15 protein-coding genes are annotated in these 20,520 nt (G+C 70.0%); 11 read left to right on the forward strand and 4 right to left on the reverse strand.

Features of this window, described 5'->3' with window-relative positions:
- Positions 1-8: 8 nt before the first annotated feature.
- The 4 genes from H2Q94_RS05355 to H2Q94_RS05370 all read left to right on the forward strand — a co-directional run bounded on the left by H2Q94_RS05355 (position 9) and on the right by H2Q94_RS05370 (position 5,330).
- Positions 9-1,115: a cystathionine gamma-lyase gene (locus tag H2Q94_RS05355; RefSeq protein WP_243792638.1), complete on the forward strand. Its 1,107-nt coding sequence runs from the start codon at positions 9-11 to the stop codon at positions 1,113-1,115.
- A 593-nt stretch (positions 1,116-1,708) separates the two neighbouring features.
- Positions 1,709-2,185: a cysteine dioxygenase gene (locus tag H2Q94_RS05360; protein ID WP_243792640.1), complete on the forward strand. Its 477-nt coding sequence runs from the start codon at positions 1,709-1,711 to the stop codon at positions 2,183-2,185.
- Positions 2,186-2,788: 603 nt separating this feature from the next.
- On the forward strand, positions 2,789-4,228 hold the full coding sequence (gene pdxR / locus H2Q94_RS05365) for a MocR-like pyridoxine biosynthesis transcription factor PdxR (RefSeq protein ID WP_243792643.1): 1,440 nt from the start codon (positions 2,789-2,791) through the stop codon (positions 4,226-4,228).
- Between the two features lie 10 nt (positions 4,229-4,238).
- On the forward strand, positions 4,239-5,330 hold the full coding sequence (locus H2Q94_RS05370) for a D-alanine--D-alanine ligase family protein (RefSeq protein ID WP_243792645.1): 1,092 nt from the start codon (positions 4,239-4,241) through the stop codon (positions 5,328-5,330).
- 19 nt (positions 5,331-5,349) lie between these two features.
- On the opposite strand, the gene H2Q94_RS05375 is transcribed toward H2Q94_RS05370, so the two are convergent.
- Together H2Q94_RS05375 and H2Q94_RS05380 are read right to left on the reverse strand one after the other, a co-directional pair.
- Positions 5,350-5,922: a DUF3515 domain-containing protein gene (locus tag H2Q94_RS05375; RefSeq protein WP_243792647.1), complete on the reverse strand. Its 573-nt coding sequence runs from the start codon at positions 5,920-5,922 to the stop codon at positions 5,350-5,352.
- Positions 5,923-5,968: 46 nt separating this feature from the next.
- On the reverse strand, positions 5,969-6,202 hold the full coding sequence (locus H2Q94_RS05380; RefSeq protein WP_184481871.1) for an Lrp/AsnC ligand binding domain-containing protein: 234 nt from the start codon (positions 6,200-6,202) through the stop codon (positions 5,969-5,971).
- Positions 6,203-6,299: 97 nt separating this feature from the next.
- On the opposite strand from H2Q94_RS05380, the gene H2Q94_RS05385 reads away from it, so the two are divergent.
- Positions 6,300-7,265 (forward strand): thiamine-phosphate kinase, encoded by a 966-nt coding sequence (locus tag H2Q94_RS05385; RefSeq protein ID WP_397545427.1) that lies wholly within the window; start codon positions 6,300-6,302, stop codon positions 7,263-7,265.
- Positions 7,266-7,367: 102 nt separating this feature from the next.
- Here H2Q94_RS05385 and H2Q94_RS05390 read toward each other — a convergent pair whose 3' ends face one another.
- The gene (locus tag H2Q94_RS05390) at positions 7,368-8,714 is read right to left on the reverse strand and encodes an MFS transporter (protein ID WP_243792652.1); all 1,347 of its coding nucleotides are present in this window, start codon (positions 8,712-8,714) and stop codon (positions 7,368-7,370) included.
- 368 nt (positions 8,715-9,082) lie between these two features.
- Here H2Q94_RS05390 and H2Q94_RS05395 point away from each other — a divergent pair, with 368 nt between their 5' ends.
- Both H2Q94_RS05395 and H2Q94_RS05400 read left to right on the forward strand, forming a co-directional pair.
- The gene (locus H2Q94_RS05395) at positions 9,083-9,754 is read left to right on the forward strand and encodes a uracil-DNA glycosylase (RefSeq protein ID WP_243792654.1); all 672 of its coding nucleotides are present in this window, start codon (positions 9,083-9,085) and stop codon (positions 9,752-9,754) included.
- A gap of 381 nt (positions 9,755-10,135) precedes the next feature.
- Positions 10,136-10,726, forward strand: coding sequence for an Rv1733c family protein (locus tag H2Q94_RS05400; protein ID WP_243792656.1), 591 nt, complete (start codon positions 10,136-10,138; stop codon positions 10,724-10,726).
- 294 nt (positions 10,727-11,020) lie between these two features.
- Here the strand turns inward: H2Q94_RS05400 and rpmB are convergent, their stop codons facing one another.
- Positions 11,021-11,212 carry a 50S ribosomal protein L28 gene (rpmB, locus tag H2Q94_RS05405; protein ID WP_243792659.1) on the reverse strand — a complete coding sequence of 64 codons (192 nt, stop codon included), beginning with the start codon at positions 11,210-11,212 and terminating at the stop codon, positions 11,021-11,023.
- Positions 11,213-11,592: 380 nt separating this feature from the next.
- Here rpmB and H2Q94_RS05410 point away from each other — a divergent pair, with 380 nt between their 5' ends.
- From H2Q94_RS05410 to H2Q94_RS05425, 4 genes are all read left to right on the forward strand, one after another.
- Entirely contained in the window at positions 11,593-13,182 is a 1,590-nt protein-coding gene (locus H2Q94_RS05410) for a DAK2 domain-containing protein (protein WP_243792662.1), read from the forward strand.
- 140 nt (positions 13,183-13,322) lie between these two features.
- Positions 13,323-15,560 carry an ATP-dependent DNA helicase RecG gene (gene recG, locus H2Q94_RS05415; RefSeq protein WP_243792664.1) on the forward strand — a complete coding sequence of 746 codons (2,238 nt, stop codon included), beginning with the start codon at positions 13,323-13,325 and terminating at the stop codon, positions 15,558-15,560.
- A gap of 316 nt (positions 15,561-15,876) precedes the next feature.
- On the forward strand, positions 15,877-19,254 hold the full coding sequence (locus H2Q94_RS05420) for a pyruvate carboxylase (protein ID WP_243792666.1): 3,378 nt from the start codon (positions 15,877-15,879) through the stop codon (positions 19,252-19,254).
- A gap of 224 nt (positions 19,255-19,478) precedes the next feature.
- Positions 19,479-20,276 (forward strand): SAM-dependent methyltransferase, encoded by a 798-nt coding sequence (locus H2Q94_RS05425; protein WP_243792669.1) that lies wholly within the window; start codon positions 19,479-19,481, stop codon positions 20,274-20,276.
- The last annotated feature ends 244 nt before the right edge of the window (positions 20,277-20,520 follow it).

Raw genomic sequence — 20,520 nt, forward strand, 5'->3', positions numbered from 1 at the left:
GGTCACAGGTGGCGGAGAGCAGCGTCGAATTCGGAGACGGCACCAAGTGCGTGCACGGCGGTCACGGCGACCCCCGCCCGGGTGCTCCGCTGGCGCCGGGACCGGTGTTCGCCGCGCCCTACCACCTCGGCGGTCCGGAGGCGGACTTCTACGGCCGGGCCGGAAATCCTTCCTGGCGGGCGCTGGAAACGGCCATCGGCGAGCTCGACGGCGGGGAGTGCGTGCTGCTGCCCTCCGGCATGGCGGCCATCAGCGCCGTGCTGCGCTGCGTGCTCCGCGCGGGAGATTCGCTGTTGGTGCCCGGTGACGGCTACTACGCGACCCGGCAGTTCGTGCAGGAGGAACTCGCCGAACTCTCGTTGCGCGTCCGGGAGATCCCGACGGCGGGGCCGTGGCCGGAGGACGTCTTCGACGGGGTCCGGCTTGTCCTGCTCGAAACGCCGTCCAACCCGGGCCTGGACGTCTGCGACATCGCCGAACTGGCGCGGCGCGCGCACCGGGCCGGAGCGCTGGTGGCCGTGGACAACACCACCGCCACCCCGCTCGGGCAGCGGCCGCTGGAACTCGGTGCGGACATCGCGCTCGCCAGCGACACCAAGGCCCTGACCGGGCACAGCGACGTGCTGCTCGGGCACGTGTCGACGGCCGACGGCGCGCTGGCGCAGCGGCTGCGCCGGGCGCGCACCCTTTCCGGCGCCATCCCCGGGCCGTTCGAGACTTGGCTGGCGCACCGCAGCCTCGGCACCCTCGATCTGCGACTGGCGCGGCAGGCGTCGAACGCGGCCGAGCTGGTGGCGGCGTTGCTCGAGCATCCGGCGGTGACCGGCCTGCGCTGGCCGGGCCTGCCAGGGGACCCGGCGCACCGGCTCGCGAGTGCCCAGATGCGGCGCTGGGGCGGGGTGTTCAGCTTCGAGCTGGCGGACGCGGACGCGGTGGCGGAGTTCGTGCACCGCAGCGAGCTGGTCGTGGCGGCGACCAGCTTCGGCGGGCTGCACAGCACGGTGGACCGGCGGGCGCAGCACGGCGACCCGGTTTCGCCGGGATTCGTGCGGTTCTCGACCGGATGCGAGGACGCATCGGACCTGGTCACGGATGTACTCGCGGCACTGTCCTGAGCGGTCGCGGGTCCTTTTGCTCGGGTGGTCGCTGCTCAGCGGCTTCGCCGTGACCAGATGAACGCGGTGATCGCGAACTGATGATGAACATCACTTTCAGCTAGAAGTGCTCGCGGTCGATAGGTGATCATGCTGGTTGACGCGTTGTGATCACGCTCAATGTGTTGACACTGCGGTGTGACGTCCGCGCAATCGGCTTGACGGGTTCCTTCTGGCGCTGGTTCACTACGCGGCGTGTTGCGAGCCATGACCGATGGACGAGGTCACATCGACCTGCGCCGGGTGGCGAGCGCGCTTTGTCCGCAGCGGTGATCGACCCCGCTGACGGTAGTCATCCCACGATCGGCGAATCGGCTTCTCCGGGCGACGCGGTCCCCGAACCGAACTGATCGACCCGCGCGATCAGCGCGCCGCGGTCGGCCGATCCGCGAAACCGGAACCGCCCTGGGCACGGGCGGCGGTCGAGCGGGATCTCCACTTCCGTCCCCTGCGCAGCGCCCCTACGGGGAGATCGCGTCGCAGGGACGTGCGTCGCCGGGCTCATCACCGCCTGCACTCCCACTTCCCGAACTCACGATCATTGAGGACTCCCCGTGTTCGCCGTACCCCCCAACACCGTCGCCGTCGACGCCGATCGGTCCCTCGCGCATCCCGTGCGGATCGCCCGCGAGCTCGCCGTCGACCGGCTCTCCTGGGCGCACCGCTTGCGCTACGACCCGCAGCAACGCTGGGCGGGCCTGCTCGAACGCACCGCCACGCACGAAGCCTGGCTGCTGAGCTGGCTTCCCGGCCAGCGGACCGAACTGCACGACCACAGTGGCGCCACGGGGGCTTTCACCGTGGTCTCCGGCAACGTCACCGAACGAGTCGTGCGGACCGCAGGCGCCGCGCCCGTCGAGGAATGGCACACCCTGGAGACCGGCCAATCCCGGGTCTTCGGTCCCGACTACGTACACCAGGTGATCAACGACGGCCCGGACCCGGCGATCACCGTCCACGTCTACCGCCCCGGCCGCACGCAGATGACCCTTTACTCCCTGCACCCCGTAGAGGGCCTCACCCGCGCCTGACTCAGGGCTCCTTGCGGAATGGGCTGCGTAGTGGGTCGCCCAGCGGAACCTCAGCGGCTTCCCCGCTGCGGGATCGATTTCTCATGCAGGCCGCCCCCTGCACCGTGAAATCGCTGTCCTCGCGAGGAAGCCGCTGAGAACCCGCCGGTGGTCGACCTGCTGGGGTGGTCACTGCTCAGCGGCTCCGCCAAGACACGGATCAAGCCCATTCGGCGAGGACTCTCACCCCGTCGCGAACGGTCATTCGTCGTCGCCTTGTCAACGGCGAAGCCGCGCCTGACGGCGAAGCCGTGCCGTTGACGGGGAAGTCCGCGAAGGGCGGGCGAATCCCCGCCTGCCCCGCGGCCGAAGGCCGTGCCTTGCGGCGAAGCCGTGCCTGGATGCGCGAAGCGCATAGCCCACGTCAAATAGGTACCACCGGCGGGTTCTCAGCGGCCTTCTCGCGAGGACGGCTTTTTCCCTCGTGGCCGGAGCCACTTGGGAAAAGATCCCGCAGCGAGAAGCCCGCTGAGGTTCCGCTACCCGACCCCCAAAGCAGGCCATTCTGAAACGCGACGGCATAACGATGGCATCATCGGGAGGCCGAGCGGGAGGAATCCTGAGATGCCACATGCGGTGCCCGCGGCGAGTTCGCCGCTGCTGGAACCGGCCATCGAACTACGCCGCGACGAGGACCGGCCGCTCGCCGTGCAACTCGCCGACGCGCTCCGCCGTGCCGCCACCCTCGGTCAGCTCCGCGGCGGTGACCGGTTGCCCTCGACCAGGGCGCTGGCCCGGCACCTCGCCGTCAGCCGCACCGTCACCGCCGCCGCCTACGAGCAGCTGCACGCCGAAGGCTGGATCGTCGGCAGGCACGGATCCGGCACCTACGTCACCACCGCCCCGCCCGGATCCCCTTCCACCGCAACAGGATCCGGCGCCGGACCCGCACTTCGGGGAACCGAGGCGACGGTGCGGCTGATGCCGGGAATCCCGTGGACGGACGGCATCGACCGCGCGGCGTGGCGCCGGGCCTGGCGGGCCGCCGCCGACCGCGAACCTGACGAGGCACGGCGGCTCGCGGGCGTCGACCAGTACCGCGAGGCCGTGGTGGAACACCTGCTGCGGCATCGCGGCATGACCACCGGCGGCCCGCACCTGGGCACCGTCGTGGCCACCGGCGGAACGACGGCGGCCGTCACGGAGCTGGCCGCGGCGGTGCTCGGCCGCGGCGCCACCGTTGCCGTGGAGGAACCGGGTTACCAGCGCGCGGTGCAGACGCTGCTGGCCGCCGGGGTGAACGTGGTGCTCGCTCCCGTTGATCACGCCGGGATCGTCGTCGAGGCCATTCCCAGGGGAGTGCGGGCCGTGTACTGCTCGCCGGCGCACCAATATCCGATCGGCGGCAGGCTTCCCGCGGATCGCCGCGTCGCGCTCGTCGAACGAGCCCGCGCCGAGGGCTGGCTGATCGTGGAGGACGACTACGACGGCGAACTGCGCTACGACGTGGCGCCGTTGCCGGTGCTGGCCTCGATGGCCCCGGACGTGGTGGTGCACTTGGGCACCACCAGCAAGATCCTCACCCCGACGCTCGGCGTGGGCTGGATGCTGGGGCCGGACCGGGTCGTGGCCGAAGTGCTGGAGCACCGGGAGCGCACCAGCACCGGCCCGGCGCCCGCGGGGCAGCGGGTGCTCGTCGAGTTCGCGCGCAATGGAGATCTCGGACGGCACCTGCGCAGGCTGCGCCGGGAACTGTCGCAGCGGCGCGGCCTCGTCGTGGCACGGCTGGGCGAAGCGGGCATCGAGGTCTTCGGTGACGAAGCGGGAGCCCACGTGGTGCTGCCGCTGCCGTCCGCCGAAACGGAACAGCGGATCGTGGACCGGGCCGCGGAGCACGGCATCATGCTGGACGGGCTGCGCAGGCATCATCACGGGCCGCAGCAGTGGACCGGAGTCGCGCTCGGTTACGCATCGTGCACACGTGCTGACCTGGAGCGTTCACTGCGGCTCGTGGCTCGATGGTGCGACGAGGAGGTCGCTGGCGGCGCGTCCGCCTGCAGGTAGGGTTTCGCGCATGACTCAGCGCAAGACCAGGGTGGCCGTCGTCTTCGGCGGACGAAGCACCGAGCACGGCGTTTCCTGCCTGTCCGCGGGCAGCGTCCTGAGCCACCTGGATCCGGAGCGCTTCGATGTCGTTCCGGTCGGCATCACCCAGGAAGGCGCCTGGGTGCTGGGCACCTCGGACCCGGCCGAGCTGGAGATCCGCGACCGCCGCGCGCCCGAAGTCGCCCCCGGCACCGCCGTCGCGCTTCCCGGGGACCCGACGCGGCGCGACCTGATCCTGGTCGATCCCGGCCGCGGCGGCGAGGTCCTGTCCGAAGTGGACGTCGTTTTTCCGGTGCTGCACGGCGCTTTCGGCGAGGACGGCACCATTCAAGGGCTGCTGGAGATGGCCGACGTGCCCTACGCGGGGCCGGGCGTGCTCTCCAGCGCGGTGTCGATGGACAAGGAGTACACCAAGAAACTCCTCGCGGCCGAAGGCATCTCGGTCGGCACCTACGAGGTGCTCCGCCGCGACGAGTCCACTTTGGATGATCGGCGCCGGGAGCGACTCGGGCTGCCCGCCTTCGTCAAGCCGGCTCGGGCGGGTTCCTCGCTCGGCATCACCAAGATCACCGACTGGGCACAGCTGGACGCCGCCGTCGCCGAGGCCCGCCGCACCGACCCGAAGGTCATCATCGAGACCGCCGTCGTCGGTCGCGAGATCGAATGCGGCGTCCTCGAATTCCCGGACGGCCGCATCGAAGCCTCGCTGCCCGCCGAGCTCCGCGTCACCGGCACCGCCGACTGGTACGACTACGAGTCCAAATACCTCGACGACGTCACCGAATTCGACATTCCCGCGAAGGTCGGCGACGACACCATCGACCGGCTGCGCGACACCGCGGTCACCGCGTTCCGCGCACTGGAGTGCCAAGGCCTGGCGCGAGTCGACTTCTTCGTCACCGAGGACGGCGAACTCATCGTCAACGAGGTCAACACGATGCCCGGATTCACCTCGATCTCGCTGTATCCGCGGATGTGGGCGCAGACCGGCGTCGACTACCCGGCACTGCTGACCACCCTGATCGAAACGGCTCAGGCCCGCGGCACCGGCCTTCGCTGACCCGCCGCGGGCGGCTCGATCAGGGGAAGACGGGCTGCTTGGGAAGCGTGCGCAACTGGGCGGAGAGGTCCTGCACGGGTCCGCTGCCGGAGTTCTCCGGCGCCGTCAGCGCCACGTACACGGGGCGGTCCACCGCGAGCCACGAGGTGTTGCCCGCTTCGGTGATCCGCAGCCAGCTCACCCCGGAGATGTCCACCAGCGGCGAAGTCGGGGTGAGTTCGGCGGGAGCGGACAGGCCGCAGCGCACCGTGATCGGGTCGTGCTCGGCATCGCCCCACGCGACCGCGCCCGGCGGAATCGGCTCGGCGAGATCCCGCCGGGGGACCGGTGCACCGTCCACGTCCAGTTCGGCGGGCAGCGCGGCGAGCAGCTTCGCGCAGTCCGGTTCCTCGGCGTCAGGGGAGGGGATGGGCGGCAGCGCGAGCGGACCGGTGCGGCGGGCCTGCTGCGCCGCCTCCACCGCGTCCTGCTCCCGCTGCTCGGAGAACCGGGACACCAGCCCGAGGGTGATCACGCCCAACGCCAGGAGTCCGCTGAGCGTGAGCGCCACGATCAGGACCGGCTTGGGGAACTTCGGATGCTCGTCGACCACGGGCTCAACTACAGCACGTGCGGGTGAAACGCCTGGAACTGGGCGCTCACAGGTGCACGACGGGACACGTCAGCGTCCGCGTGATGCCTTCCACGTTCTGGATGCCCGCGACGACCATCTTTCCCAGTTGGTCGACATTCTCGGCCTCGGCGCGCACGATCACGTCGTACGGACCGGTCACGTCCTCGGACGTGATCACGCCGGTGGAGCCGGAGATCTCGGCGGCGACGGCGGCGGCCTTGCCGACTTCGGTCTGGATGAGGATGTATGCCTGAACCACGGCGTGCCCCTTCGTCTCGGCCTTGTGCGCGGGGTAGGAAACTGGGAGAAAACTACCCCATCGGGCCGAGCGGATGCTCAAGAAAGGGAGGTCTGACGTGGGTTCGGACACTTCGGCGCAGGACCAGACCGTGTCCGAGGCCGGTGAGTTCGGCCTCATTCAGCGGGTGACCTCCGGGCGGCCGCAGCCCGCCGCGACGCTGCTCGGTCCCGGTGATGACGCCGCCGTGCTGGCGGCGTCCGACGGCCGGGTGGTCGCGACCACCGACGTGCTGGTCGAGCAGGTGCACTTCCGGCTGGCCTGGTCGACGCCGCACCAGGTGGGGCGCAAAGCGGTCGCGGTGAACCTGTCCGATCTGGCGGCGATGGGCGCGGTCCCGACCGGCCTGCTGGTGGGGATCGGCTGCCCGCCGGAGACGCCGATCTCGGTGGTGGACGAGCTGTCGGCGGGCATGTGGGAAGAGGCGCAGCGAGTCGGCGCCGGGATCATCGGCGGAGACATGGTGAGCGCGCCGGCGCTGACGATCTCCATCACGGCGCTGGGCGACCTGCAGGGCCGCACCCCGGTGACCCGGTCCGGCGCGTGCCCCGGCGATGTCGTCGCGGTGGCCGGGCGGCTCGGCTGGGCCGCGGCCGGCCTCGCGGTGCTGGGGCGCGGATTCCGCTCACCGGTGGCGGTCGTCGGTGCGCAGCGGGTGCCGGAACCGCCGTACGACGCGGGGCCGGTGGCCGCCGACGCGGGTGCCACCTCGATGATCGACACCTCGGACGGGCTGCTGGCCGATCTCGGGCACATCGCGGAGGCTTCGCAGGTCGGCATCGACCTGCGGGACGAGTTGATCGAGGTGCCGCAGCGGCTCACCGAGGTCGCCTCGGCACTGGGGGCGGACGCCCGGCACTGGGTGCTCACCGGTGGTGAGGATCAGGCGCTGGCGGCGACGTTCCCGCCCGATCGGCCGTTGCCGGAGGGCTGGCGTGCGGTGGGGTCCGTGGTGGAGGGCGGCGGAGTCACCGTGGACGGCGCGACCTACGAGGGCTCCTCGGGGTGGGAACACTGGCGGTGATCACCTGAACAGGTTTCGCCCTGATCCTTAGCCGGATTGTCCGGTATGGCACGAAAAAGCCCGGCGGGAATTCCCGCCGGGCTTTTTCGCGTTCGAGCCGATTCAGTTCGACGCCGTCGATGTCGAGGGGCCGGGCACGTTGGATTCCTCCATCAGCGGTTCGCCCGACGTCTCCTTCATCAACAGGATCGGAATGAGCGCCACGACCGCGGCGCCCATCAGGTAGAACGCCGGGAAGAACGAGTTCCCGGTGTAGCCCACGGCCCACTCGTTGATCAGCGGAGCGGTGCCGCCGAAGGCCGCGGTGGAGATGTTGTAGCCGACGCTGAACGCCGCGTACCGGACTTTCGTCGGGAACATCGCCGGCAGCGTCGAGGCCAGCGGCCCGATCAGCTGCAGGTGTCCGACGCCCAGCAGTGCCAGGCCGAGCATGGTCGTCAGCATCGTGCCCTGCGAGATCAACAGGAACGCGGGGTAGGGCAGCACGATGAAGCAGATCGCCGCCGAGATGAACAACGGTTTCCGGCCGATCCGGTCGGACAGCGCGCCGACCGGTGCGATGGCCGCCATCATCAACGCGACCACCAGCAGCAGCGGAACGAGCACCTCGTATTCGCGACCCGCCGGAATTTCCAGGGTGTCGGTGAGGTAGCTCTCCATGTAGGTCAGAATCGTGTAGTTCGCGACGTTGATGAGCACCACGACGCCCATCAGGATCAGCAGCGGCCGCCAGTAATCGCGCACCAAGGACTTCAGCGGCGAGCGGGCCAGGTTGTCGCTCTTCTCCAGATTCTTGAACGCCGGGGTGTCCTCCAGCTTGCTCCGCAGGTAGAGCCCGATCAGGCCGAGCGGCCCGGCCAGCAGGAACGGGATCCGCCAGCCCCAGGATTGCATCGACTCCTCGGGGAGAACCAGGATCAGAATGGTCGGAACCAGCGCGCCGAGGCCGAATCCCGCAAGCGTGCCGAATTCAAGCCAGCTGCCGTAAAAACCACGTTTCCGGTTCGGAGCGAACTCGGCGATGTAGGTGGCCGCGCCACCGTATTCACCGCCGGTGGAGAAGCCCTGCACCATCCGGCACAACAACAGCAGGATCGGCGCGAGAAGTCCGATCGTCTCGAAGTTGGGCAGGCAGCCGAGCAAGAATGTCGATCCGGACATCAGCAGGATCGTGATCGCCAACACCTTTTGGCGTCCGATCCGGTCCCCCAGTGGACCGAAGAACATGCTGCCGAGCGGTCGCAGCAGGAAGGAGATCGCAAAGACGCCGAATGCGGACACGGTCTCCCACGGACCGGGGAAGAACTGATGTCCCACGTAGCTCGCCACGTAGGCGTAGACGCCGAAGTCGTACCACTCCGTCGTGTTCCCGATTGCCGCTGCGCCGACCGCTCGCCGGAGCAGTGATCGCTGTTCGGGGCTTATCTCTTCCGTTTCCTGTGCAGTCATGAGGGTGTGTGCCACCTCCGGGTCGTGCCGTCCACGGTGTGTGAACACGTTTGGAGTACTGAGGAACTTAGCCGAGTGGCTGCCTCCTGGCCACCAAAACGCCTACTTGTGTCCGTTTCGATAATTGTTGTCTTGGGGAAAACATCACTCCGCAGTAGGTTCGTCATCGGCGGTGGGCGGGGTGGATCGAAGGCCGAACGCTGGTCACAGGCGGCTATGGAGATCACGATCGTTGGGCCACGGGAATGACCCGCACGAGGGTTGATGATGACTCGCCGCAGTGTGGGGCACAACACGTTGACCCGCGGCGCTCGGCTCCGCCGGGGTGCCGGGCAGTCGATCTTGGCCGCTCGCTAGAGTGCGCGACCATGGCACGTCCGTTGCACGAGGTGGTCGAAGCCGGCTGGGCCGAGGCGCTGGAACCCGTCGCCGGTCAGATCGGCGCGATGGGAGATTTCCTGCGCGCCGAGGTCGCGGCCGGGCGGGAGTACCTGCCTTCCGGGGACAACGTGCTGCGCGCGTTCCAGCAGCCGTTCCACGACGTGCGCGTCCTCATCGTCGGTCAGGACCCGTATCCCACGCCGGGGCACCCGGTCGGGCTCAGCTTCTCCGTCGCCCCGGGCGTGCAGCCGCCGAGGAGCCTGATCAACATCTTCCGCGAGTACTGCGACGACCTCGGCCATCCCCGGCCCACCAGCGGCGACCTGACGCCGTGGACGGAGAACGGGGTGCTGCTGCTCAACCGGGCGCTGACCGTGCAGCCCGGCAAGTCGGCATCGCACCGCGGCAAAGGCTGGGAGGCGGTCACCGAGCAGGCCATCCGCGCGCTGGCCGCCAGGCAGCAGCCGATGGTCGCGATCCTGTGGGGCAACGACGCGCGCAGCACCCGGGTCATGATGCCGGGCGTGGAGTGCCTCGAATCGGTGCACCCGAGCCCGATGTCGGCGGACCGCGGCTTCTTCGGCACCCGCCCGTTCAGCCGCGCGAACGAGATCCTGCAGCGAGCGGGCGCCGAGCCCGTCGACTGGAAGCTGCCCTGAGCTCACGCTGAGCCGGTGCGGGGCGTCCGAGTCGAGCTCCGGTAGCCCCTCGCTTCATCACGCTGAGTGAGAGCGCGCGATTCCGCGCCGACTCGACGTGGTTCCCCGGCGAGCGCGACGCCGACCGGCACCGGAATCGCGCCCGCCGCGTCCTGGTCTCCCGTTACCCCTGTTCGAAGCGATTCGGATCGCCGCCCGACGCCGTTCTCCCGGCCACGGCACCCGGCCTCAGCAGGCGGCCGACTTGCACGCAGCGTGATCAACGGGTGCCCTGAGGGGAGCGGACCGAGGTCCCGGTTCGGCGGATGGATTTCGACCTCCGCCGGTCGTACATTCGAGTCTTGCGGTGGACTTGTGCTCGCCGATGGAAGAAGGCTTGTCATGGGTGCCGGCCCGGTCAGTGGAGGAGTCCTGGCGCGGATGCGGCGGGCGGTGTGGCCCGGCGCCAACCCGTTGCGGCGCCGGACAGATTGGTTCGAGCCCATCGCCCTGCTGGTGATCTTGGTGGCGGCGGTGGTGGTACTGATCTCTTCGTTCGTCGTCTCGCAGGCGGTGCTGCGGGACCACTTGGCACGGGTGAACGCCGAGCACATCGATCGGCACCCGGTGTCGGCGAAGGTGCTCGCCGAAGTGCCGGGGGAGAGCGCGGTGGTCCGCTCGGTCCGCGTCGGCTGGGCGACGCCGCCGGATCCACCGCGCTCGGCGGTCATCGAAGTGCCGACCGGCACCCCGCTCGCCGACACGGTCCCGATCTGGGTCGATCCGCAGGACCGGCCGGTGCCGCCCCCGAGGACCCGCTCCGAGGCCACGCAGGCAGCCGGAACGGCGGGTGCCGGGGTGCTGCTCGGTTCGGGCCTGGTGCTGGGCGGGATGTTCGGCGCTGCCCGGTGGTACGTGGGCAAACGGCGGCTTGCCGCATGGGAAGCGGACTGGGCACGAGTCGGCCCTCGCTGGCGGCACCATTTGCCTTGAGCCGTGTGCCCGGCCGGCGTGGTGGGTGGCGTGGCGGGACCTCAGTGACTTCCTTGCTGCGCCCCTGGCCTGTGCAACCGCTCTTTCCCGGGTGGCTCCGCCACGGGGAAAGCCGTCCTCACGAGGAAGTTGCTGAGAACCCGCCGGTGGTCCCTCTGCTGAAGTCGGTCACTGCTCATCGGCTTCGCCGCTGACAAGATCAAATACTCTTGCGCGCGGGCCGCTGAGGACTTCAGGCATGCAAAAACCCCGGAACGGCGGACCGTTCCGGGGTTCGGCGCTAGTGGCCTGCGCTCAGCCGCGCACGACCTTGCCCGCCTTGAGGCAGGAGGTGCACACGTTCATGCGCTTGCGCTGCGAGAGACCGAGCTTGGCGTGCACGGTCTGGATGTTCGGGTTCCACCGGCGCCTGGTCTTCCGGTGGGAGTGCGAGACCGAGTTACCGAAGCCCGGACCCTTACTGCAGACGTCGCAGACGGCAGCCACTTCAGACACCCCTTACTTTGCGTTCGACGTCCTCCCACGCCCACGGCGGGGAAGCCTGAGTTCGGATGCGGCGATGAATCCACGCGAGCGCTGCCCGCTTGGGGATCCCGACCGCTGGGCGGGCCTGGATCACGTACCGCTGGGCTTGCTGCTCGCCAGGGGCGATCTCCTCCCGGCCGGAAGCCGGTGCGGACCTGCATGCCTTACGGGTGCCCTGGGTCATCGCCACCCGGGACCCGATAAGCCTACCCCACGCCCTGATCGTGCCCGTCGGCCCCTGACATGCGGCGTCGGCGGCGCCTTTCGCGGCGACGCCGCCGAGGTGTCGCTACCCGACCCGCTGCGCGGATCGTCCCGAAAACACCCTCTACGCTTTCGGTGTGGTGGGAAGTCCGGAGGCGCTGCCGGAGTTCGGCGCGGAAGCCGCGCGCCGGTGGGCGCGTGAGTCGGTGGCGGCACTGGCGCAAGATCGTGCCGCGCTCGACCGGATCAACGTGTACCCGGTGGCGGACGGGGACACCGGGACGAACCTGCTGCACACGATGCGTTCGGCGCTGGCGGCGGTGGAGCCGGAGCACTCGGCGGCGAGCCCGCTGGGCGAGGTGCTCACGGCGCTCGCCGAGGGTGCGCTGGCAGGGGCGCGCGGCAACTCCGGGATGTTGCTGTCCCAGGTGCTGCGCGGAGTGGCGGAGCAGCTGCGGGACGCGATGGCGATGGACGGCCCCGCGTTGCGCGCCGCGTTGCACCATGCGGACCGGCTCGCCAGGGACGCCATCGCGGAGCCCGCGGACGGCACGATGCTGTCGGTGCTGCACGCGGCGGCCGAAGGAGCCGCCGCAACGTCGGGAAGCGCCGGTCTGGGGGAGCCCGTGCGAGCGGCCACGCTGGCGGCGATCAGCGCGTTGGAGCGCACCACCGCTCAGCTGCCCGCGTTGGCGGAGGCGGGAGTCGTGGACGCGGGCGGTCGCGGACTGGTGGTGCTGCTCGACGCGTTGCACTCGGTGGTGCACGGAGTGCGACTCGCGCCGGAACCGCCGACCGGCCGCATCGATTTCCCCGCGGAGCACGGCGGATACGCCTACGAGGTGATGTACCTGCTCGCGGACGCTGAACCGAGCGGAGTGGACCGGCTGCGCATCGCGCTGGCGGAGTTCGGCGACTGCGTGTCCGTGGTCGGCGACGGCGCCGGCGCGTGGGCCGTGCACGTGCATTGCGACGACATCGGCGGCGCCATCGAGGCGGGCATCGAAACCGGCAGGCCCAGTCGCATCCGGGTGCAGCGGTTCGCCGACCAGACCGCCGCACACCCCGTGGGACACGCGATCCTGGCCTGCGTCGCGGGTGATGAGCTCGCCGAGCTGTTCCGCGCGGAGGGCGCCGAGGTGTTCGCGCTGAACCCGGCGGATCCGTCGGTGCCGGAACTGGTCGCGGCGATCGAGGGGACCCGTGCGGCGCACGTCGTGCTGCTGCCCAACGGCGAGACGATCACCGAATCCGCGGAGCTGGCCGCGAAGCGCGCCGTCCGGGACGGCCGGGACGTCGTGGTCGTGCCCACCGCCTCCCCGGTCCAGGGCTTGGCGGCGCTGGCCGTGCACGATCCCTCGCGGCGCAGTCCGGATGACGCGGTGGTGATGGCGGAGGCCGCGGCGGCGACCCGGCGCGGCGAACTGCGCATCGCCGAGTCGGAGGCGTTGACCTGGTCGGGCCGCTGCGTTCCCGGTGACGTGCTGGGCCTGGTGGACGGCGAGGTCGTGCTGATGGGGCGGGATTTCCTCGCGGTGGCACGGGATCTGGTGGATCGGATGCTCGCGGCGGGCGGCGAACTGGTGACGGTCCTGGTGGGCGATGACACTCCCGATCCGGTGCCGCGGCAGCTGGTCGACTACTTGGCCAAGCACCGCCCTGAGGTGGAGTGCGTCTGCTACCCGGCGGGCGGATCGTCGGCCGCGCTGCTGCTGGGCGTCGAGTAGTTCCGGCCATCGCCGGAATCGCGTCCCGGTGCGCGCAATCGTCCGGCGCGGCGCGGATTCGGTGAACCGGTCCGCCCGCGGCGGCGCTTCGTCCGATAACTTCGAGTGCAGCAGCGGGCAGGCGACACGGGCAGGGCGGGATGACCACTTCGGATACGGGGCTGGACCGGGTGCTGGGCGCGAAGACCGGGCAGGCGCTCGAATCCGCCCTCGGACTGTCCACTGTGGGCGATCTGTTGCGGCATTATCCGCGCCGCTACGCCGAACGCGGCGAACTCACCGCGATCGCCGGGCTGGAGCTCGACGAACACGTGACGGTGCTGGCGAAGGTCGAGCGGGTGTCGAAGCGGACCATGAAATCCCGCCGCGGCACCATCGTGGAAGCCCGCATCACCGACGGGCATCGCTCGCTGACCTGCACCTTCTTCAACCAGGCGTGGCGGGAGCGGGAGTTGCTGCCGGGGCGCCAGGGCATGTTCGCGGGCAAGGTCACCGCCTACCGGGGCTCGTTCCAGCTCGCCCACCCCGAGTACCAGCTCTTCGACGGGGAGGACGCGCAGCAGGCGGGCTCGGTGGCGGAGGAGTTCGCGTCCGCGCTGATCCCGGTCTACCCGTCGGCGCACGGACTTCCGTCCTGGTCGATCAGCCGCTGCGTGCGCCAGGTGCTCGACACCTGGGACGGCGCCGACGATCCGCTGCCCGAGCAGTTGCGCGCCGAGCATCGCCTGCTGGGGCTGGAAACGGCACTGCGCAAGATCCACCAGCCGCAGGATCAGAGCGAGGTCGCCGCCGCGCAGAACCGGCTCAAGTGGGACGAGGCGCTGGCGGTGCAACTGGTGCTCGCACGATTGCGCGAGTCGGTGCACGAACATCCGGCGCCGTCCTGCCCGCGCCGCGAGGACGGGTTGCTCGCGGAGTTCGACCGCAGGCTGCCGTTCCAGCTGACCGCGGGACAGACCGAGATCGGCACCGAGATCGCCGCCGACCTGGCCACCGAGCAGCCGATGAACCGGCTCGTGCAAGGAGAAGTCGGTTCCGGCAAGACCGTCGTCGCGTTGCGCGGCATGTTGCAGGTGGTGGACTCGGGACGGCAGGCCGCGATGCTGGCGCCGACCGAAGTGCTGGCCTCCCAGCACGCCCGTTCGCTGGCGGAACTGCTCGGCGACCTGGGTGCGGCAGGCGAGCTCGGTGCGGCCGAGCAGGCCACCAAGATCACCCTGCTCACCGGTTCGCTGCCCGCCGCCGCGCGCAAGAAAGCGCTGCTGGAAGCGGCTTCGGGGGAGGCCGGCATCGTCGTCGGCACCCATGCGCTGATCCAGGACCGGGTGTCGTTCGCCGACCTCGGCCTCGTCGTCGTCGACGAGCAGCACCGCTTCGGCGTGGAGCAGCGCGACGCGCTGCGGGCTCGCGGCGGGACGGAATCCGCGCCGCACGTGCTCGTGATGACGGCGACGCCGATCCCGCGGACCGTGGCGATGACCGTGTACGGCGACCTGGAGACCTCCGCGTTGCGCGAACTGCCCAGCGGGCGTTCGCCGATCAGCACCAGCGTGGTGCCGGTGGCGGAGAAGCCGGCGTGGCTGGACCGCGCGTGGGAACGCGTGCGGGAAGAGGTCGCCGCCGGGCACCAGGTGTACGTGGTGTGCCCGCGCATCGGCGACGACGAGCAGAACCCGCCGAAGAAGGGCAAGAAGAAGCCGCGGACCGACGACGGGGTGGAGGAGCCGGAGGACGCCGACGCCGGCGCGGGCTCCGACGAACGCCGCCCTCCGCTGGCGGTGCTGGACGTGGCGGAGCGGCTGCGCCAGGGTCCGCTGGCGCAGCTGCGCATCGGCATGCTGCACGGGAGGCTTGCCGCCGACGACAAGGACGCGGTGATGCGCGGCTTCGCCGACGGCAAGCTGGACGTGCTGGTGGCCACGACCGTCGTCGAGGTCGGGGTGAACGTGCCGAACGCGACCGTCATGGTGATCATGGACGCGGACCGCTTCGGGGTGAGCCAGCTGCACCAGCTGCGCGGGCGCGTCGGCCGCGGCTCGGCGCCGGGGCTGTGCCTGCTGGTGAGCGAGGCGATGGGCGGCACCTCCACTCGGGAGCGGCTGGACGCGGTGGCCTCCACGACGGACGGGTTCGAACTGGCCCGGCTCGACCTGGAGCTGCGGCGCGAAGGCGACGTGCTCGGCGCGGCCCAGTCCGGACGCCGCTCGGGGCTGAAGATGCTGTCGCTGCTGCGCGACGAGGACGTCATCGCCGAAGCGCGGACCGCGGCGCAGGGCTACGTCGCCGCAGATCCCGGGCTGGCCGGGCATCCGGGCCTGGCGCGCATGGTCGCGGAGGTCGTCGACGAGGACCGCGCGGGCTACCTGGAGAAGAGCTGACCGCTGCTCGGCGTTCGCCGACCGATCTGCGAAGCGGCGACGCGCGGGCGACCATGGCGCGTAACCCGGATTCACCTCCGGCGCGTTCCGCCGCCGAAGGTGAACACGACCCTGGTACGGCGGGTCGATCTGTCGCCCGATCATGCCGAAATCGGAAAATCCGACGAATTTCTTTCCGTGAGGTCTTGTGCGGCCGCATCGTAATCGCAGGTCACCATGACCGAATGATGTGGGTCACGCGCTGATCCTCTCGGCAGGCGGAATTTTCGCGGTACGGTTTCGGGACCGTCCGACACCTGTCCAGGAGGTAGCCGGCATGTTTCGCAAGGTCCTCGTCGCCAACCGTGGCGAAATCGCGATTCGAGCCTTCCGCGCGGGCTATGAGCTCGGCGCGGGCACCGTCGCGGTGTTCCCGCACGAAGACCGCAACTCGTTGCACCGCTTGAAGGCCGACGAGTCCTACGAGATCGGCGAGCCCGGACATCCCGTCCGCGCCTACCTGTCGGTCGAAGAGATCATCAAAGCGGCGCAGACCGCGGGCGCAGACGCGATCTATCCGGGTTACGGCTTCCTGTCGGAGAACCCGGACCTCGCCAAGGCGTGCCACGACGCGGGCATCACCTTCGTCGGCCCCACCCACGACATCCTCGAGATGACGGGGAACAAGGCCACGGCCGTCGCCGCCGCGCGCGAAGCGGGCGTGCCGGTGCTGGACTCCTCGGCGCCGTCGGCGGACATCGACGAGCTCATGTCGGTCGCCGAGTCCATCCAGTTCCCCGTGTTCGTCAAGGCCGTCGCCGGTGGCGGCGGACGCGGCATGCGCCGGGTCGGCGAGTACGGCGCGCTGCGCGAAGCCCTCGAAGCCGCGATGCGCGAAGCGGAATCCGCCTTCGGCGACCCGACGGTGATCCTGGAACAGGCCGTGGTGAATCCGCGGCACATCGAGGTGCAGATCCTCGCCGACGGCGAGGGCAACGTGATCCACCTCTACGAGCGGGACTGCTCGGTGCAGCGGCGGCACCAGAAGGTCATCGAGATCGCCCCTGCGCCGAACCTCGATCCTGAGCTGCGCGAACGCATCTGCGCCGACGCGGTCGCCTTCGCCCGCAAGATCGGCTACGTCAACGCGGGGACCGTCGAGTTCCTCGTCGACGAGCAGGGCAGGCACGTGTTCATCGAGATGAACCCGCGCATCCAGGTCGAGCACACCGTCACCGAAGAGGTGACCGACGCCGACCTCGTGCAGTCGCAGCTGCGCATCGCCGCCGGTGAGACGCTCGCCGACCTCGGCATGACGCAGGACGAGGTGCGGCTGCGCGGCGCCGCGCTGCAATGCCGCATCACCACCGAGGACCCCACCAACGGTTTCCGCCCGGACACCGGCATGATCAGCGCCTACCGCTCACCGGGCGGCGCGGGCATCCGGCTCGACGGCGGCACCGCGTTCGCGGGCACGAGCATCAGCGCGCACTTCGACTCGATGCTGGTGAAGCTGTCCTGTCGTGGCCGGAACTTCCCGACCGCGGTGGCCAGGGCGCGGCGCGCGCTCGCCGAGTTCCGCATCCGCGGCGTCGCCACGAACATCCCGTTCCTGCAGGCGGTCCTCGAAGACGACGACTTCGCGGGCGGCCGTGTCACGACCTCGTTCATCGAGCAGCGCCCGCATCTGCTCACGGCGCGGCACTCCGCCGACCGCGGCACTCGGCTGCTGAACTACCTCGCCGACGTCACCGTGAACCAGCCGAACGGGGCGCGGCCCACCGTTCCCGACCCGGTGTTCAAACTGCCCGAGGTCGATCTGGCGGCGCCGGCCCCGCAGGGCTCCAAGCAGCGGCTCACCGAGCTCGGACCGGAGGGTTTCGCGCGCTGGCTGCGGGAATCCGACGCCGTGGGCGTCACCGAGACCACCTTCCGCGACGCCCACCAGTCGCTGCTGGCGACGCGCGTGCGCAGCAAGGACCTGCTGGCCGTGGCCCCGCACGTGGCGCGGATGACGCCGGAGCTGCTGTCGCTGGAATGCTGGGGCGGCGCCACTTACGACGTGGCGCTGCGCTTCCTGGCCGAGGACCCGTGGGAGCGGCTGGCGAAGCTGCGCGAGGCGGTACCGAACATCTGCCTGCAGATGCTGCTGCGCGGCCGCAACACCGTCGGCTACACGCCCTATCCCACCGAGATGACCGAGCACTTCGTGCAGGAGGCCACCGACACCGGCATCGACATCTTCCGGATCTTCGACGCGCTCAACGACGTCGAGCAGATGCGCCCGGCGATCCGCGCCGTGCGCGACACCGGGAAGTCCGTGGCCGAGGTGGCGCTCTGCTACACCGGTGATCTGCTGGACCCGGCGGAGAAGATCTACACGCTGGACTACTACCTGCGGTTGGCGGAGCAGATCGTCGAAGCAGGCGCGCACGTGCTGGCGATCAAGGACATGGCCGGTCTGCTGCGCGCCCCGGCCGCCGCGGAGCTGGTCACCGCGTTGCGCCGCGAGTTCGAGCTGCCGGTGCACCTGCACACCCACGACACGCCCGGCGGGCAGCTGGCGACCTACCTGGCCGCCGTGCAGTCCGGGGTGGACGCTGTCGACGGGGCCTCGGCTTCGCTGGCGGGCACCACCTCGCAACCGGCGCTGTCCTCGGTGGTCGCCGCCACCGACCACACCGACCGCGCCACCGGACTTGACCTGCGCGCGGTCTGCGACCTGGAGCCGTACTGGGAGTCGGTGCGCAAGATCTACCAGCCGTTCGAGGCGGGCCTGGCCGCGCCGACCGGCCGCGTGTACCGGCACGAGATCCCCGGCGGCCAGCTGTCGAACCTGCGCACGCAGGCCGTCGCGCTCGGCCTGGGCGACAAGTTCGAAGAGATCGAAGCCATGTACGAGGCGGCGGACCGCATCCTCGGCAGGCTGGTGAAGGTCACCCCGTCCTCCAAGGTCGTCGGTGACCTGGCGCTGCACCTGGTCGGAGCCGGGGTCGACCCCGCCGACTTCGAGGCCGAGCCGCGCCGGTTCGACATTCCGGACTCGGTCATCGGCTTCCTGCAAGGGGAACTCGGTGAGCCGCCCGCCGGTTGGCCGGAGCCGTTCCGGACCCGGGCGCTCGAAGGCCGCACCGGTGAGCGCAAGCTCGCCGAGCTCACCGCGGAGGACCGCACCGGGCTGGTCGAGGATCGGCGCGGCACCCTCAACCGGTTGCTGTTCGCCAAGCCGACCAAGGAGTTCACCGAGCACCGCGAGGCGTTCGGGGACACGTCGCTGCTGCGCAGCAAGGACTTCTTCTACGGGCTGCGCCCCGGCGAGGAGTACTCCGTGGACCTCGACCAGGGCGTGCGGCTGCTCATCGGGCTGGAGGCGATCAGCGAGGCCGATGAGCGGGGCATTCGCACGGTGATGGCGATCTTGAACGGGCAGCTGCGGCCGATCCAGGTGCGGGACCGTTCGGTGGCCACGGATCTGCCGGTGGCGGAGAAGGCCGACCGCGGCAGCCCCGGCCACGTTCCGTCGCCGTTCGCCGGTGTCGTCACGCTCGCGGTGTCCGAGGGCGACGAGGTGAGCTCCGGGCAGACCATCGCGACGATCGAGGCGATGAAGATGGAGGCCGCGATCACCGCCCCGCAGGCGGGCCGGGTGAAGCGCGTGGCCATCGGCCAGGTGCAGCAGGTGGAAGGCGGCGACCTGATCATCGAGATCGGCTGATCGCTCCCGCTCGACCGGTGGCGCAGGTGCTTCGGCAGCTGCGCCACCGGTGTTTCCGGCACTTGCGGTTCCACGATCCGGCCGCGAGGTGAAACAAGATCCACGGTCGGTTTCAGGTGCTTTGCAGGATCTTGCAGGTAGCGTTGCATCGCTGCGGACAGGTGGGGCCGCGGCGAAGTGCCCGGTGAAGTCACCGCCGGGCGCGAAGCGACGGAGGAACCGCGGTGGAGCTGCCCAGGGGCGCCGACATCAGCAAGTCGAGCGCGTCTCGGATCTACGACTACGGTCTCGGCGGTTCGCACAACTTCGAGGTCGACCGCAGGGTCCTCGACGAGATCAAGAAGATCTTCCCCGCTACGCCGCAGCCCGCGCGGGACAACCGCGCCTTCCTCGGCCGCGCCGTGCGGCATTGCAGGCGGGCCGGAATCCGGCAGTTCCTCGACCTGGGATCCGGCATGCCGACCGTCGGCAACGTGCACGAGATCGCGCAGCGCGCCGACCCCGGGGCGCGGGTCGTGTACGTGGACATCGACCCGGTCGCCGTCGCCTACAGCCGATCGCTGCTCGGCGATGATCCGAACACCATCGTGCTGCAGGCCGACATGCGCGAGCCGGAGACGATCCTCACCGATCCGGACGCGCTGGCGCTGCTGGACTTCGACGAGCCGGTCGCGGTGCTGATGGTGGCCATGACGCACTACCTGACCGACGAGGACGATCCGGCCGGAGTGCTCGCGGCCTACCGGAAGGTGATGCGGCCCGGCTCGTTCCTGGTGTTCTCGCACATGACGGCCGACGACTACCCCGAGGTGCACCGCACGGCGGAGGCGTTCAACGCGGGCGGTTCGGAGCAGCTGGTGCTGCGTTCCCGCGAGGAGATCACCGGGTTGCTGGCCGATTTCGAGTTCGTCGAGCCCGGTCTGGTCTACCCGGCGGACTGGCGCCCGGACGGTCTCCTCGCGGACGGCCACGACCCGTCCCGCGCCGCCTGCTATGCCGCAGTGGCGACCTTGCGCGACTGACTCCGGGCCGTCTCGTGGGTGTGGCGGACCGTGTGCGATCACGTGCGTCGAGTGTCGTCCTGCTGTCGGAAATCGTTGCAGGAAAGGGAATTTGATCTCGACCGGGCGAAAACCCCTGGTTTGCAGGGGTTTATGGGTCCGATGTGATGAATGTGTTGGTGCTGAACGGAATTCCGGGACCGCAGTGTGTTCGAACCCCAGTGCCTGTGGCACTGTGGAGTGAACTGCAAAGGCAGGAAGGACG

Origin of the sequence: Saccharopolyspora gloriosae, from assembly GCF_022828475.1 — a bacterium.
Classification (GTDB): domain Bacteria; phylum Actinomycetota; class Actinomycetes; order Mycobacteriales; family Pseudonocardiaceae; genus Saccharopolyspora_C; species Saccharopolyspora_C gloriosae_A.

Coding starts and splice junctions, on each gene's coding strand:
- H2Q94_RS05395 (WP_243792654.1), top strand. CDS start 9,083: ATGGCACGTCCGTTGCACGAGGTGGTCGAAGCCGGCTGGGCCGAGGCG.
- H2Q94_RS05370 (WP_243792645.1), top strand. CDS start 4,239: ATGACTCAGCGCAAGACCAGGGTGGCCGTCGTCTTCGGCGGACGAAGC.
- recG (WP_243792664.1), top strand. CDS start 13,323: ATGACCACTTCGGATACGGGGCTGGACCGGGTGCTGGGCGCGAAGACC.
- pdxR (WP_243792643.1), top strand. CDS start 2,789: ATGCCACATGCGGTGCCCGCGGCGAGTTCGCCGCTGCTGGAACCGGCC.
- H2Q94_RS05420 (WP_243792666.1), top strand. CDS start 15,877: ATGTTTCGCAAGGTCCTCGTCGCCAACCGTGGCGAAATCGCGATTCGA.
- H2Q94_RS05400 (WP_243792656.1), top strand. CDS start 10,136: ATGGGTGCCGGCCCGGTCAGTGGAGGAGTCCTGGCGCGGATGCGGCGG.
- H2Q94_RS05390 (WP_243792652.1), bottom strand. CDS start 8,714: ATGACTGCACAGGAAACGGAAGAGATAAGCCCCGAACAGCGATCACTG.